Raw genomic sequence first — 14,864 nt, forward strand, 5'->3', positions numbered from 1 at the left:
CTATTACCGATCCAAAATTTTGTTGTTTACCCGATTGAGCATTTCACTCGCCAGTCTAAGTGATTCGAAGGTGCCGGCATCGGTCCATTCTCCAGCCAAAATGCCATAGCTGAGCTCGCCTTTTTTCGATATATAAGTTGTTCACTGAGGTGATTTCAAGCTCCCCCCGTTTGGATGGATTAATCTGCTTAATCAAATCAAACAACTGCTCATCGTACATATAAATGCCGACGACGGCGTACCTGCTTTTAGGCTGTTTGGGCTTTTCTTCAATCTGGATGACCTTTTTTTCATCCAATGCGGCAATCCCGTATCGTTCCGGGTCGCTGACTTTCCTGAGCAGCACTTTTGCCCCTGAAGGCTGCTTCATGAACTCATCCACATACGGACGGATACTGTGAGTGGCGATGTTATCCCCCAAAATGACCGCACACCTCTCCCCGCGTGTGAATGAATGTGCAAGGGAAAGGGCATGAGCCACCCCCTTCGCCTCTTCCTGTACCTTAAATGTAAATTCACAGCCGAATTCCTTGCCGCTTCCCAGCAGCCGGACGATTTCGCCCATATGGTCTTTGCTGGTCACGATTAATATTTCGTCGAACCCGGCAGACCGAAGCTGCTTGATCGGATTGAAAATCATCGGTTCTTTTCCGACAGGGAGCAAATGCTTATTGGTGATTTTCGTTAGAGGATAGAGGCGAGTCCCCTTTCCGCCAGCCAAAATGATGCCCTTCACTACCTCACCTCCATATCTTCAACTGAAAACACTTCCTGCCTTTACCAAACTCTCCGGCGGAACGATGCGATGATCGACCACCACCGCCCCTGCTCCGATGAAGCTATCCCTGCCAACGGTACAATAACCGCATATCGTTGAGTTGGGGGATAAAAACGTCCCTTCCTCGATTTTGGCGTTATGATTGATGACCACCCCTGGCCAGATGACGACCCCTTCACCGATGGAAGCATGCATATCAACTACTGCACTGTTCATGATGATTGCGCCGGTTTGTATCGTGGCCGTTTGGCACACATATGCTTTCGGATGGATAAGCGTCGCCATATCATAACCTGATGAATGAAGCTGTGCCATCACCTGTTTTCTGTCGTTGAGACTGCTGTATCCTAGAGCAATCGCAACCTCGTATAAGTCCGGAGGATATTCATTATGGATCAGTTCGATCAAATCAAAATCTCTTTCTAATTCCGTCACGACACCTCCAATTTTCCATCCAGTGTCGACTGCGAGCTGCCTGACCACTTCGGAAAGCCCATATGACCCATATATCAATAAAGACTTATCCACAACCATCACATCACTCCTTCTCTTCCATCATTTTTATGTACCGTCGGACTGTCGACTTGAGTGCATATTCAAATGGATAATCCGGCTTCCAATTCAACTCGGACTTGAGTTTGTCGGCATTCATCGCATAGCGGAAATCATGCCCTGGCCGGTCTTCGACAAAGGTGATCAACTTTTTGTAGTCTTTTAATTCCTTATCAGGTTTCATCTCATTGAGTATGTGGCAAATGAGCGATACAAGATCAAGGTTCCTCCGCTCATTTTGAGCCCCGATGTTGTATATCTCTCCCACCTGTCCTCTGTGGAAAACCGCATCAATCGCCCGGCAATGATCGAGGACATAAAGCCAATCTCGGATCTGTTCACCGTTCCCGTACACCGGAATCGATTGATGATTCAGGGCATTGTGGATGATCTTGGGGATGAATTTTTCTTCATGCTGATGGGGACCGAAGTTATTGCTGCATCTTGTCGTGAGCGTCTGCAGTCCATACGTTTTCCAGTAAGCACGGACAAGATGGTCGCTCGCCGCCTTGGTCGCTGAATAAGGGGAATTCGGCAAAAGCGAAGATTCCTCTGAAAATGCATCATCATCTTTGGTTAGGCTTCCATAAACCTCATCTGTTGATATGTGAACAAAACGCGAGGTTTCCAGCCGGCCTTCCTTTGTCCACAGCTTTCTTGCCTCCTCCAGCAAATGAAACGTGCCGACGATATTGGAAGAAATAAAGTTGCAAGGGGATTGGATCGATTGATCGACATGCGATTCGGCCGCCAAATGGATGATATGGTCGGGCTTATACTGCTCCATCGTCCTGTGAATAACTTTTTCTTTCGCTAAATCCGCATGGACAAATGTGTGCGAATCTGGGGATAACCCTTTCAAATAGTCCAAGCTTGACGCATAGGAAAGTTTATCAACATTTATAATGTGATCATGTGGATATCGGCCGAGCCAATAATGGATAAAATGTGAGCCGATGAACCCCGCCCCACCAGTAACCAATATCGTTCGAGCAAGCGCTCCTTGATCCATACCGCTTCATCCCTTTTCCTGAAAATAAGGATCTTTTCATCAGCTTATTCTGTTGGGACTTGGGCTATGTCTGGGGATAGAAAAAACCACCGTTAAGACGGTGGTCGTGCGGGTTGATTTCCGCTGCAGGATGCTCGCTTTCCGAGGGGCGGTCGGTGAGCCTCCTCGCTGCGCTGCGGGGTCTCACCATGCCCGCTGATCCCTCCGGAGTCTCGCACCTGCCGCTCCAATCAACCACATAAATAATGGCTTACTTCAATAATACATTTTTTATACAAAATCATTTGAAAATATCCTTTGTTAACTTGAAAAAACCACCAAATATTCAGTGGTTTCAACTTAAATTACTATGTAAGGCTGAAGTTCTTTCTGCATCTTCTCGCTCCACTTATGGTAGGTCGGTGTCAGGCCTTCGGTTATGATCGAACACATTAGGGTTGGATCCGCTAGGTTGCCATCCAGCATGGAAGCTTCATTTACCACTAGTACGAATGCTTCAATCGTCTCTACCATTTTTTCTTCTTCTTGAAACAATATTTCCAGGGTGACATGGCTCTGGGCAATTTGTGCAAAAGCATCGATGACATCTTGCAGCACCACGTCGCCCTCGGTCTTTTCAAAATCGGTGAAGCTGGCTGCTACGTAGTCCAGTGCCTCGTTGATCGTTTCAATCAAAGCAGCATAGCGCTGGCAAAAGTCCAGCTGTTCTTCCGTCAAATTCAATGATTTCACCTATTTCCGCTTGTCGTAGAACATCCCGTCGAATTGCAAGTTTTCATATGGATTCATATAGCGCCGGACCGACGTCTTTTTCTTGGACAAACCGTTGATATCTCTCTTAATCAAACGTTTGATTAATTCAAGGTTCTTGCCGATTTCCTCGTTCCAGCGCACCATCTGCTTTCCCATTTTCTCTTCATCCGGAGAAAATGGCGGCTGGATGGACGGCAGGAGCTGATCGCGTTGATTAATCAAGCTTTCAATCTCTTGAATCGCTTCATCCCGTTTGTCTACCGGCACATCTACTGTCAGCTCATACAGCCGTTTCGTTGCGGCAAAGCACTCAAGAACTGCACTCATTAGGCCTGACCACCTGTGGCATGCTGCTTCTGGCGATTGAACTGGATGACCTGCTTCCACGTATCGCGGAACTCCGTGCACATACCTTCGACTTCTTCCAGGATGGAGATATCGTTTTGAATATTCGCTTCGATTAATCGGCGATTCATATAATCATAGAGCGCCATCATGTTTTGCGACACTTCTACATCCGTGTTCAAGGTCACCATCAGCTCTTGGATGATCTTCTGCGCTTTCAGGATATTCGTATTCTTCGCCTCAACCTCTTTCTTGCTGATCGCCTGTTTTGCCAGATTGATAAACTTCAAGCATCCATTGTATAACATCAACGTCAGCTCCCCGGGGGAAGCCGTACTCACCGAGTTATTCTGGTACGTTTGGTATGGATTGTTGACTGCCATGTTGACACTCCTTCATTTCTTGCTTAAATTTCATGATTACTGTCCGCCGCCGCCAAACTGATTCATTAGATAGGTGGCTTGCTGGTTGGATTTTTGGATCGCCTGCTCCATCGCCGTAAATTGGCGGTAGTAGCGGTCTTCTACATCTTTCATGCGGTCATTGAAACTGTCTATTTGATCGGTTAAGCTGTTCAAATCTCGCCCGATAGTAAATGTATTATTGACGCTGGATGTCTTACCAGCCTTTTGCTCGATTCCATCCATCGTTTTTTGAATCGTATCACGAAGCCTTCTTGCAATTCCCTTATCACTAGTTGTCGCCCCATCTTTGGCAAACAGCTCGTAGATTCCATTCGGATCCTTCGAAATGGCTTCCTTCAACTTGTCTGGATCAATGACGAGCTTCCCTTTATCCAAAAAATTGCTCGAAGTGGTGATGCCGATTTGGGCTAATTGACTAAAAGTAGATGAAGTCCCATTCACCGGAGAATAGAAATCATTCCTCATTTGATTCAAACCGCTTGAAAGGACGGAATCGTTATAAAGCGTCCCTTGTTTCGCCTTTTCATCCCAAAGCTCTGCTTCCTTATCAGACATTGCATCCCTCTGCTCAGTCGTCAATGGAGGGTAGTCACGATTTTTCCGCTCATCGATTTTTCCGTTCACATTTTCAATGAGCTTGTTGTATTCATCAACAAATTTTGTGATAGAGTCCAAGATATTATCAACGTCTGGAGAGGAAGAAAAATTGGTAGTTCCTGCTTCTTTCAGCGTGAATTCCACTCCATTAATGGAAAAGGTGTTGCTTGAACGCGTCGTTTTTAACCCATTAAAGGTAAACGATGCATCTACACCTTTAGTGCCCGATGCTTGACCGTTCGCATCTGTTGTTCCGTTCGCAGCATCATTTGTAAGATTCAAATGTAAGAAATTTGTCAAAAAGGAGTCAGCTGAATCAGTCAATTGAATTTCAGCAACATCATTCCCGGAAGCATCCTTTGCGTTTCCCGTATTCTTTGCAGTCATTGCTACAGTATTTGTGCCGCTATCATAAAACATGCTGACACCAAATTGCTTATTTATTTTGCTAATTAAACTATTCAGCGTTTCCTGAGTTGGATCAAACGTTAATGCCTGACTGGAAGTGTCTAGCTTCCCATCACTTCCGATTGAATCGATTTTGATAGTTTGAGTAGCCGTAAATCCATAATCACTCAGCTTTTTTGTTGGATCAATCGGAGCACTGCTGGCATCGAGAATAGAACTACTGCTATGCATCGTTGCTGCAGAAGCAATACTACCGACATCCAATGTTCCAGAAAAATCACCGGTAGAGCTTAGGTTGCGAATGAAAGCTACATTTTCATTCGAAGTGTTTATCGTCTTTTGAATAAATGTATTCTGCTTCATTACGCCATCAAAAATATTATTGCTGAAATCAAACAAAGATTTATTCACATCGCGGTAATCATCGCGCTGCCATTCCAAATAGGTTTTCTTTTGGTTCATCTTATCAAGCGGCATTTTTTCCGCTTTCATCAAATCTTTGACCATTTGGTCGATGTCCATACCGCTGGCCAAACCGCTGATTCTCAACGTACTCATGTGAAAACAGCTCCTTTATATCTTTTTATCCACCATCAACCCTAGGAACTCCGTCATCGCCGCATACATATCCAGCATTTTTTTGGATGGGATTTCCTTAATGACCTCTTGGGTTTTATCATCAACAATCGTGACATAATATTCCTTTAGCTTATCATGAAATTCAAATTTCAAATGTGTGTTTGATGCTGAAACAAAATCATTCATGCTATTGATGATTTTTTCTAATTTATCTTTTGTGACTTCTTGTTTGCTATCAACTTGCTGTGATTGAACCGGTTCAGCTGCCTTAGATTCTGTAGTCTCTTTTTGAACCGTTCCTGAATTTAACACGACATTGGGCGTTTGCCCCTGCAACCGTTCAATCATTACACGATCCCCTTTTTATAATTGTTCTATTTATTATATCGGCTCTTTTTCATTAGTTTTAATAGAAAAAAGGGTTGAGAAAATCATTTTCCTCAAACCCTTGACAATTATTTAAGAAGCTCCAACACTTGTACTTGAGACTGTTTAATCTGCGAAGCCATAGCTTGCTGCGCTTGGCTTAATATTTGCTGCTTCACCATTTCCATTGCTCCCTTTGCAATATCTCCATCTTGAATCCTGCTCATGGAAGCGGTAGTCGTTTCTTCATTAATGGATAACATCTTTGCCATATGATCTAGCGTATTCTCGACTGCTCCAACGCAACCTAATTCCTTTAATACAAAATCTAGAGCATGATCAATGACTCCAAGTCCTTTTTCTGCATCTTTTTGATTTCGAACACATACAATGCTGGTCTCACGGAGCATATTATCAAAAGAAGAAATTTGAACATTGTAGTTCTGGCCCGCATTTGCGCCAACTTGGTAGGTAAAAGAATTTGGTTCATACCCTAAACCTATCCTTGCTCGGTAATCTACTTTGACATCATGGCTGCCTAAATTAAGTGTTAAAGCTTCAGGTTTCAAAACAACTTTATTATTTTCCAACATAAACTTATCTTTGCTTATTTCAGTTCCATCAATAGAAACAGTTAATTGGTCTGGATCAATGTCAGAGTTCATTAAATCCATAGGCGTTTCATGCTCGCAATAAGGATCAAAATAATGATTGGGCATATTGTTGTTTAAAGGAATTTCAATGGAATCAAAATATTGAACTTGAAGGGACACCGACCCAGTTCCATTCGAAATATCAGGTCTAGCATTGCCAACAATCTCTACCTTTTCCCCATTTACATAGTATCCGTCACTAGAGGATGAAACCGATTTTTGTATTTCTTGCCCATTTATCAATACTTTATTTACATAAGAATTCGGAGGAATCGATTCATTCAGTGCACTGGATGTTAATGAATATACTTGGAAATCGCCAGTATTATCATCTTTTGTCGGCCTATATGATCCATGCAAAGATAAGGTTTGGGAGCCTGTGTCATAAGTATATCCATCATCCTTATCGAATGGAACTTCGACTCCATTCTGATAAACACGTATTGCCCTTGGTTGGGTTTGTGTTGATACCCCGTAATCCAATGTAGAAGGATTCAGCCGGAAATCATAGGAATCATTACCAACGATTGTAGCTGGTGATTCATATACATAATATACTTCGACATCTGGATTGGAATAATTCCCTGCATCAGGACGTGCATCCCCATACAACTCGATTTTATTTGTTCCATTATTATAATAGAATCCGTTGCTCTTCGTTGAATCATAATTTATTTCAATCCCATCTACAATCACTTTCATGGTAGAAGGACTTCCTGTACCATACGTCTCAGGATCATGAGTTAAAGGAACCTCTACTCTATCGTCAAATCGATCAATATCACCGTTTGCAGCGATCATTTGAATGGTATAGCGATCCCCTACGTCAGGACGGCTCATACCATATAGTTCGAGTGTATTTGTAGCAGGATTATATTGATACCCATCCACATTGGAATAGGAAATTTCTTCTCCTGAATTTCGATAAACACGGATGGAGCTTGGTGAGACATTGCTTCCTAAATAATAGATTTCAGGGAAGTCGTTTAATTTAATGCCATACACCTGATCTGATGTACTGGAATTATCCTTGATGTATTCAATAGAGATCAAAGGGTTGGTGGCAAGATCCGGGCGTGCATCTCCGTACAAGCTTATTTTTCCATTTTCATATGTATAGCCATTCGTTTTCGTTGAATCGTAAGCGATTTCTGTTCCACCTACATAAACCCGAATCGATCGATTTGCTGTAAGATCCGAATCAGTCAGATTGTAAGTATCAATCCCTGATGCGATATTAAAGGTCGGAATGCCATTGCGTGAATCATGATCGTCCAAATATTCCACTGAGACACTTTCATTGTATGCCGGTCGCAAATCCCCATAAAATTCAATTTTTCCCGAAGTGGCATCAACATATACTCCATTCGTACCCTCTACATCACTAGGCCGTGCAGCAAGCAATTGACTTTGGCCAACAGAGATACCCCCTACTGTTATTTTTAATGACCGCGGACCATTCTCACCATGCATATTATAAATCTCTGCGCCGGCTGGAATAGATGTAGTGAAGACATCATTTTGAGAGCCGTCTGAGTTAAAGGAAAAAGAATAATAATCCTGGGCATCGTCATTCCCTTCATTCCCAATGATCGCATCACCGAAGAACGTCACATTACTTCCGCTGATTGTGTAATAGCCTCCAGATGGCGACAAGCCCGAACCATCCCAATAAGTTAATACCCTTGGTCCATCATCATTTACCTTTTGGATGGTCAGAGAAGCATCTGAGGTATTCAAATTATATAAATTTGGTGTTCCAGGCAGGGACATCGAATTATTGGTTGGCGGTAAGTTTAATGTGTCCGTTTCCGGTATCACCGGCGCCGGACTACCTGAAACAGTTTTAGTAAAGAGATTTACATCTACTTTTTGAATATTTCCTTCATCATCTGAAAATACAAAGGAAGTATTTCCGCTTCCATCGACAATCGGCGAAAAACTGAATCCCCCGCTGCCATCATTCCCATTATAAGACGTATAAACCTGATAGTTAGACCAAGAACTTGTTGATGAAGACCGTTTATCTAAATAAAGGGATGAACCCGAAAATCGAAGTCTCATCAAACCGTTATCGCTTACCATTTTCTGACCTGCTCCTGGCACACCTATATTCTCCACCGGATCCGAGGATCCATCTGATGGCACTACATACTGTCCGCCATCCCGGCTTGAGGAAAAGAGAATGGAAGTCCCATCAGATGACCATCGAGGGGTATGATCAGCGACCGTCGTTCCCACATAGGATACAGGAGTTTCCGTAATTGTAGAAGTGGATGGGTTCAATATTTGTGGATTATAATCCGTTTGGATATCAGGTGGTGTAATTCGGTTATAGCCAACATGATTCATTTTAACATCAACGAAACTTGTTTCAGATGTCTTTGAGAGTTGAATCACTTTATCTGCAGTGCGGTTTTCATAAATAAAGTCACTTGGTGTTTTATTCGATAAAATTTTCATGCCATTGAAGGTAGTATGATGAACAATTTCGCTCAAGTTCATTTTTAATTGATCGACTTCGTTTTGGATGGCTACGGTATCAGCAGATGTTAATGAAGATGAATTTCCATTTACCTCTGTATTCGTTCCATTCATCGCTTGAACGGTGAGCTCACGCATACGCTGCATGATACCGGTAATCTCCTGCATAGCTCCATCTGCCACCTGCGCCAACGAATGAGCATCCTGAACGTTCCGGATGGCCTGGTGGCTCCCCCGTACCAACGCCCGCATTTTCTGGCTGATCGCCAACCCAGATGAATCATCTGCAGCAATCCGAATCCGCTGCCCTGTCGCCAGCTTTTCCAACGTTTTCTGCAACTTCGTTTCCGTCCGCTTCATTTTATTCGTTAACAATTTATCCAATCCGGTTCCTGTGATTAACATGTTTCCCCTACACTCCTCTCTATCTGTTTCCTGGTGTCTATTAATTTTTGTTTAATAATTAAAGAGCCTATAAAAATACTCCCATGTTCAGGGAGTATTTTGTCACATTATTAATATCGGAATAAACCAGAAAATGTTAATGGTGTTTTCCAGTTAAAAGTAAGAGAACTAAAAAAGAGAATTCCCTAAGGAACCCTCTTTTCTATAGCAAATATTAACGTAACAATTGAAGAACACCTTGTGGCTGTTGGTTAGCTTGAGCCAACATAGCTTGAGCAGCTTGAGAAAGAATAGAGTTCTTCGTTTGATTCATCATTTCTTTCGCCATGTCAACGTCACGGATACGAGACTCAGCAGCTGTTAAGTTTTCGCTTGAAGTGTTCAAGTTGTTGATTGTATGCTCTAAGCGGTTTTGTACAGAACCTAATTTTGAACGTTCAGCTGACACTTTTTGTGTAGCTTCATCGATTACTTTAATTGCAGTTGCTGATTGACTTTCAGTGCCCACTTGAAGGTTTCTTACTCCTAAAGTATCAGCCCTCATATCTTTAATAGACAAGTTCAAAGTTTGACCAGTATTTGCGCCTATTTGAAAGTTTGAACTTCCATCTGCATGATCATTTTCAGCAGTAGTAGTTGTACTAAAGTTTGAAAGTGCATTTGAAGCAGCTTCTTTGCGTACTCCAGCACTACTTTTCACTTCGAAAGATAAACCATTTACTTGTCCAGATGTTCCTGCATTTGCTGCTGTAACTACCATTGCACCTGCTGTTGTTGCTACAGAAGCCACTCCACCACCAGCGACAGCTGAAAGTGTATCGGTTATACTGCTTAAAGAATCAGAAGTAATATCAGAAACAGTAAAAGTAGAAGATTTCTGTGAGCCATTTATGGACCATGTAGCTGTGACAACGTCACCGTTTGCAAGTCCAAGATTATTTCCATCTTTATCAACTAAACTATCCAATGTTGTTCCATCAGCATTGGATGCATTCATGTTATTAGTTAAAACTTGTGTTGTAGAAGTCGTTGCACCATCTGCATCACCGTTTAAAAGCTTCTTAGTATTAAACTCAGTTTGGTCACCAATACGTTGAATTTCATCACCAAGTTGCGTTATTTCATCTTGGATGTTTTTACGATCTTGAGTAGTGTTGGTATCATTGGAAGATTGAACAGCCAATTCACGCATACGTTGAAGGATGCTATGAGTTTCGTTTAATGCACCTTCTGCAGTTTGAATCATTGAAATTCCATCTTGAGAGTTGCGGGATGCTTGATCCAAGCCACGAATCTGCCCTCGCATCTTTTCCGAGATTGCTAAACCAGCTGCATCGTCGCCTGCACGGTTGATGCGAAGTCCTGAAGATAATTTCTCCATGGATTTTGATTGTGCATTAGATGCACTATTCAATTGACGATAAGTGTTAAGTGCTGCAATATTGTGATTAATTCTCATTACTATTTTCCTCCTTGAATTTGGGGTTCACTTCCTTGTGAACCAGTTAAATTTTGTGGTCGTTCAACAGTAGGCCTCCTGCTGAATTTCCTTACAGTAGTTATATCGACACCGTTCGATGGGGTTTAATAGTTTTTGAGAATTTTTTTGCTTATTTTTCTGTTTTCGGCAATATATTCAAGAGATTGGCGATTCCAGTTGATGCCTCTTCATTTTCCTGACCGATTTCCAAATAGATTTCCTTGCGGTGAACCTCAATGTGCTTTGGAGCGTTGATGCCGATTTTGACTTGGTCTCCTTTGATTCCGACCACTGTGATTTCGATCTCCTCACCGATTTTGATGCTTTCTCCATTTTTCCTTGTCAGCACGAGCATATGATCACCCCTTCGAAGCTGGAAGCTTTTTGAATATGTACTGCTTCGTATTGTATTCCGTCTGTGTGAGGATCATTTGCTTGGCCTGCTGGTTGGCGAGGTTAAAAATAATCGGAGCCTGAAGATTAGCAGTACTTTTTTCAAAAGGATCCTTTACGGTCACAATAACCATTACGGCAACATCTTTTTCATTCTTCAAAGAGATTTGATCCAAGGTTCCGGGATCAACCTTGAAATCGTAGTCCTTTTCAAAATAGAATGGATTGGTCAAGACAAACGCTAGATCGGTAGTTTCTGTGGATTGCAAAATTTGAAACAAAGGATTGTCTTCCAATGGAAGAAGGATGAACTTCTTTTCATTTAAAAAACCTGGAATGCCGTTCACGAAATACCAGACTTCTTCTTGGGCAATTTCCATTACTCCATGATATTTTGTATTAATCTTCATTTTTCACATTCCTTTTCTTCTTATTGGATATTAACAAAATCAACTTGCAGATTGGCCTTTTGCCTTAATCCAATTTCTACATTCCCTGGTCGGTAGTTAATGAATGGTTTATGGATTTGTGTGTTTATGTCTACATTTTGAGACTGGGCATCAATATTTACTTGCCCTGGTTGAAAATGAACCTTTACTGAAAAGTTGGAAGGGATAAACCCAATATTGTAATCGTATTGAGGAGGCTCACTATTTCTTTCTGCCTGAGCTATCAGGGCACCTCGCCCATTTTCGATTCTCATTAATTCATCGCCCTCCTGTGAAGTCTGGGCTATGTTTTCCAAACATGCTTGACTGCCGTTTTGGGCCTCGTCACTTATATACCTTAATACGCTTTTTAAATTCATATCTGCCCACGCCTGGGACTGGTCGATTGTCAGCTGGGAGGGTGTCGTTCTCATTGTCAATTTCGCATTTTCCTGATGAATCTCCATGTCGGCTTTTGGCTGTTCAATGGTTTGAGCGGATGGAGTGCTTTGAATAGAAATTTTTGCTGACTGTGATTGCATTCTTATTTGCGGGACACTCATGGTTCATCACCTCAAATTGGAAAAGCTATTCTTAGAGAATAGCTTTTGATTTAAAGAGTATGTTACTATCGCAGAAAATCCATTAACGATGGCTGTATGATCCGAGCACCGACACTTAATGCCGCTCGCTGGACACTTTCTTCTGCTTTTAGATTCGTGATGACTTTTTCAATGTCGGCGTCTTCATTATCGGACATCACTTTGTTGGCGATAACCTCCTGTTCGTCGACGCGGTTTTCCATCAGTTGGATCCGGTTCATACGTGCACCAAGCTCCGAGCGTGCGTCCGTAACATTTTGAAGATGCCCATCCAATTTTCCTAGTTCAGCATTGATGTCATCCCCTGTTGAATTGGGATCACTCAGTTTATTGATTAAGTTGTCGATGTCGCCAAAAAGTCCTGAAGGCGGTGTAGTCGAGTTGTCCAGTGTGAAAACCTTCGAAGGATCAGCATTGACCTGAATATAGACCCCTTTTGAAAGTTCAATCTTCACCGGGTTGTTGTTCGTGGAAACAGTCGGTGGGGTTGTAGTTAGATCAACCGGCTGCTCTGTTGTGTCCGTTCCATTGAACAAATATTTATCCCCAAACTTCGTATTGGCAATTTGGACAAGCTGCTCCTTTAATTGAGTGATCTCCTGCTTAATTCCGTCACGCTGCGAGGCATCATACGTGTCGTTGCTCGCTTGGACGGTCAATTCGCGGATCCGCTGAAGTGCCTGTGTCGCTTTGTCCAAGGAGGAGTCCGAGTTTTCGTTCCAGTTGTACGCTTCACTGAAATTGCGTTTAAACTGTTCGACCTCCTGCAGATTGTTCCGGTAAGAAATCCCCTTCATGGCGACGACGGGATCGTCTGATGGACGGTTGATCCTTTTGCCGGTAGCGAGCTGATCCTGATATTTCCCCATGTTTTCATAGCTATTCGTTAAGTTTTTCAGCATATTTGCCGACAGCATATTTTGTGTGATTCTCATTTAATGGTCACCTGCTTACCTTCCAACGGTACCCATGCCGTTGATGATTTTATCGAGCATTTCATCCATGACGGTGATATTTCTGGCAGCAGCGTTATAGGCATGCTGGAATTTGATCATGTTCGTCATTTCCTCGTCCAGTGAGACGGAGCTGACCGATTGACGGCTTTCGTCCACCGATTGTCTGAGGGTGTCACTGTTCTTTTCGAGGCGATTGGCCTGCTGTGCATCGACGCCAAGCTTTCCGATCATCCCTTCATAGAAGGATTGCATCGATCCATTTTTGATCGCACTCAACTGAGTCAAATCGATTGTATCCGTTGTTCCTTCCAGCTTTTGAGACGTTGAGGAAAGCTCCATTCCCTGCAGATTGCTCAAGTTGATGGCATTGGAACCATCCCCTGCATCTCCAGGGACAGAAGAGGCAGCAATTTGATCAGGCTTTATGTCTGCCATTTCAATCAGCTTGGAAGCATCCTTATAGTTGTCCTTTGTCAAAGCGGCAGGGATGTTAAAGAAGTCTGGAGGGGTAGAGCTGTCATTCAATCCGTATCCCTTCTTTTGGATGGCGTTAAAGACATTCGCAAAAGTGAATGCCATTTGATCCAGGTTATCAAGCATTTCGGTATACGTCCCGTGGTCGACTTCATTTCCCCCTGCATCGGTTGTTTTGTAACCATAGGATTCAATCAAACCGCGCAGCTTCCCTTGGGAGAAGCTCATCTCCTGATTGCTGTTCAGCAGCGACAGCTCCCCTACTTGCTTCTCTCCAGTCGAATTGAACATCTTCAAGTCTTTATCGCCAATGTTTCCTGTCGGATCATAGGCAAGCTTGTTATCGCTTCCTTTGAATCCAAGCTGAACATAGTCTGATCCATTTACAAGCGTTTTTCCTGTACTCTTCCCAGTGGCATCCAACAGCTGAATATCATAGATGCCCTCTGCCATGTCAGATGGTTTCCCTTCCGATTTGACCTTTGTCACCTTAATGTCGACATATTGCGAAAGCTGATCGACGAGCTGATCGCGTTCATCGTATAGATCGTTCGGCAGATATCCATGCGGCTCGACCTCACCAATCTGTTTATTTACATCACCGATTTTCTTCAAGATTGAATTGATATCGCGCAGGCTGACGCTGACCTCGTTCCCTAAATCGTCCTGGATCGAGGATAACGAGTCATGCAGGTAATGAAACGTGTCTGCGACCGCTTGTCCCCTCTCCAACACGACGGAGCGGGTTCCTTCATTTTCAGGATTGACGCTCAAGTCCTGAAGAGATTGCCAAAATTGGCCCATAACAGCGGAAAGACCGTCTTCGCTCGGTTCATTCATGATATTTTCCATTTTGCTCAATCCGTCTGCACGCGATTGCCAGTATCCTAGTTTATTATTTTCACCACGGTATTGAAGGTCGAGAAAGCCTTCCCTAATCCGCTGGATTGATCCCGCTTCGACACCGGTCCCCATCTGGCCGGGGATTTGCGGGCGATTCATTGCAGCTGCCGGATACGGTTCCGTCTGTGTAAAATTGACACGCTGCCTCGTATATCCAGGGGTATTGGCATTGGCGATATTATGTCCTGTTACGTAAAGGGCGCTTTGCTGGGTCATCATGCCGCGTCTGGCGGTTTCTAGCCCCATGAAAGTAGATGTCATGTTCCTTCCT

General features: G+C 43.1%; 14 protein-coding genes and 1 pseudogene. All 15 read right to left on the minus strand.

The features are described from left to right. Nucleotides 1–3 precede the first annotated feature (3 nt). A pseudogene (locus D9X91_RS06675) lies at nt 4–736 on the minus strand (sugar phosphate nucleotidyltransferase). A gap of 18 nt (nt 737–754) precedes the next feature. After that, a complete protein-coding gene (locus tag D9X91_RS06680) occupies nt 755–1,312 on the minus strand; it encodes an LbetaH domain-containing protein (RefSeq protein WP_121679800.1) in 558 nt (185 codons plus the stop codon). A gap of 4 nt (nt 1,313–1,316) precedes the next feature. Continuing rightward, entirely contained in the window at nt 1,317–2,342 is a 1,026-nt protein-coding gene (rfbB, locus tag D9X91_RS06685) for a dTDP-glucose 4,6-dehydratase (RefSeq protein WP_121679801.1), read from the minus strand. 339 nt (nt 2,343–2,681) lie between these two features. Next, complete coding sequence (locus D9X91_RS06690; protein ID WP_121679802.1) at nt 2,682–3,065, minus strand: hypothetical protein; 384 nt, start codon at nt 3,063–3,065, stop codon at nt 2,682–2,684. A 9-nt stretch (nt 3,066–3,074) separates the two neighbouring features. After that, nucleotides 3,075–3,422 (minus strand): flagellar protein FliT, encoded by a 348-nt coding sequence (locus D9X91_RS06695; protein WP_121679803.1) that lies wholly within the window; start codon nt 3,420–3,422, stop codon nt 3,075–3,077. Continuing rightward, nucleotides 3,422–3,823: a flagellar export chaperone FliS gene (gene fliS / locus D9X91_RS06700; protein WP_121679804.1), complete on the minus strand. Its 402-nt coding sequence runs from the start codon at nt 3,821–3,823 to the stop codon at nt 3,422–3,424. The genes D9X91_RS06695 and fliS overlap by 1 nt, the downstream gene beginning before the upstream one ends. A 36-nt stretch (nt 3,824–3,859) precedes the next feature. After that, nucleotides 3,860–5,428, minus strand: coding sequence for a flagellar hook-associated protein 2 (locus D9X91_RS06705; protein ID WP_121679805.1), 1,569 nt, complete (start codon nt 5,426–5,428; stop codon nt 3,860–3,862). Nucleotides 5,429–5,443: 15 nt separating this feature from the next. Beyond that, a complete protein-coding gene (gene flaG, locus D9X91_RS06710; RefSeq protein ID WP_121679806.1) occupies nt 5,444–5,797 on the minus strand; it encodes a flagellar protein FlaG in 354 nt (117 codons plus the stop codon). 107 nt (nt 5,798–5,904) lie between these two features. Then, a complete protein-coding gene (locus D9X91_RS06715) occupies nt 5,905–9,357 on the minus strand; it encodes a flagellin N-terminal helical domain-containing protein (protein ID WP_121679807.1) in 3,453 nt (1,150 codons plus the stop codon). A 214-nt stretch (nt 9,358–9,571) separates the two neighbouring features. Then, on the minus strand, nt 9,572–10,816 hold the full coding sequence (locus tag D9X91_RS06720; RefSeq protein ID WP_121679808.1) for a flagellin N-terminal helical domain-containing protein: 1,245 nt from the start codon (nt 10,814–10,816) through the stop codon (nt 9,572–9,574). Nucleotides 10,817–10,967: 151 nt separating this feature from the next. Then, nucleotides 10,968–11,192: a carbon storage regulator CsrA gene (gene csrA, locus D9X91_RS06725; protein WP_121679809.1), complete on the minus strand. Its 225-nt coding sequence runs from the start codon at nt 11,190–11,192 to the stop codon at nt 10,968–10,970. Nucleotides 11,193–11,196: 4 nt separating this feature from the next. Beyond that, nucleotides 11,197–11,640 (minus strand): flagellar assembly protein FliW, encoded by a 444-nt coding sequence (fliW, locus tag D9X91_RS06730; protein WP_121679810.1) that lies wholly within the window; start codon nt 11,638–11,640, stop codon nt 11,197–11,199. 20 nt (nt 11,641–11,660) lie between these two features. Continuing rightward, the gene (locus D9X91_RS06735; RefSeq protein WP_121679811.1) at nt 11,661–12,221 is read right to left on the minus strand and encodes a DUF6470 family protein; all 561 of its coding nucleotides are present in this window, start codon (nt 12,219–12,221) and stop codon (nt 11,661–11,663) included. 65 nt (nt 12,222–12,286) lie between these two features. After that, nucleotides 12,287–13,195, minus strand: a complete 909-nt coding sequence (gene flgL, locus D9X91_RS06740) for a flagellar hook-associated protein FlgL (protein ID WP_121679812.1) — start codon at nt 13,193–13,195, stop codon at nt 12,287–12,289. A gap of 15 nt (nt 13,196–13,210) precedes the next feature. Beyond that, nucleotides 13,211–14,854, minus strand: coding sequence for a flagellar hook-associated protein FlgK (gene flgK / locus D9X91_RS06745; protein ID WP_121679813.1), 1,644 nt, complete (start codon nt 14,852–14,854; stop codon nt 13,211–13,213). Between the last annotated feature and the right edge of the window lie 10 nt (nt 14,855–14,864).

The organism is Falsibacillus albus (assembly GCF_003668575.1).
Lineage (GTDB): Bacteria > Bacillota > Bacilli > Bacillales > DSM-25281 > Falsibacillus > Falsibacillus albus.

Excerpts from the sequence above, each read along its gene's own strand:
- D9X91_RS06715 (WP_121679807.1), bottom strand. The coding sequence starts at position 9,357 with ATGTTAATCACAGGAACCGGATTGGATAAATTGTTAACGAATAAAATG.
- flaG (WP_121679806.1), bottom strand. The coding sequence starts at position 5,797 with ATGATTGAACGGTTGCAGGGGCAAACGCCCAATGTCGTGTTAAATTCA.
- fliW (WP_121679810.1), bottom strand. The coding sequence starts at position 11,640 with ATGAAGATTAATACAAAATATCATGGAGTAATGGAAATTGCCCAAGAA.
- D9X91_RS06720 (WP_121679808.1), bottom strand. The coding sequence starts at position 10,816 with ATGAGAATTAATCACAATATTGCAGCACTTAACACTTATCGTCAATTG.
- fliS (WP_121679804.1), bottom strand. The coding sequence starts at position 3,823 with ATGGCAGTCAACAATCCATACCAAACGTACCAGAATAACTCGGTGAGT.
- rfbB (WP_121679801.1), bottom strand. The coding sequence starts at position 2,342 with ATGGATCAAGGAGCGCTTGCTCGAACGATATTGGTTACTGGTGGGGCG.
- D9X91_RS06705 (WP_121679805.1), bottom strand. The coding sequence starts at position 5,428 with ATGAGTACGTTGAGAATCAGCGGTTTGGCCAGCGGTATGGACATCGAC.
- flgL (WP_121679812.1), bottom strand. The coding sequence starts at position 13,195 with ATGAGAATCACACAAAATATGCTGTCGGCAAATATGCTGAAAAACTTA.
- D9X91_RS06735 (WP_121679811.1), bottom strand. The coding sequence starts at position 12,221 with ATGAGTGTCCCGCAAATAAGAATGCAATCACAGTCAGCAAAAATTTCT.
- flgK (WP_121679813.1), bottom strand. The coding sequence starts at position 14,854 with ATGACATCTACTTTCATGGGGCTAGAAACCGCCAGACGCGGCATGATG.
- D9X91_RS06695 (WP_121679803.1), bottom strand. The coding sequence starts at position 3,422 with ATGAGTGCAGTTCTTGAGTGCTTTGCCGCAACGAAACGGCTGTATGAG.
- csrA (WP_121679809.1), bottom strand. The coding sequence starts at position 11,192 with ATGCTCGTGCTGACAAGGAAAAATGGAGAAAGCATCAAAATCGGTGAG.
- D9X91_RS06680 (WP_121679800.1), bottom strand. The coding sequence starts at position 1,312 with ATGGTTGTGGATAAGTCTTTATTGATATATGGGTCATATGGGCTTTCC.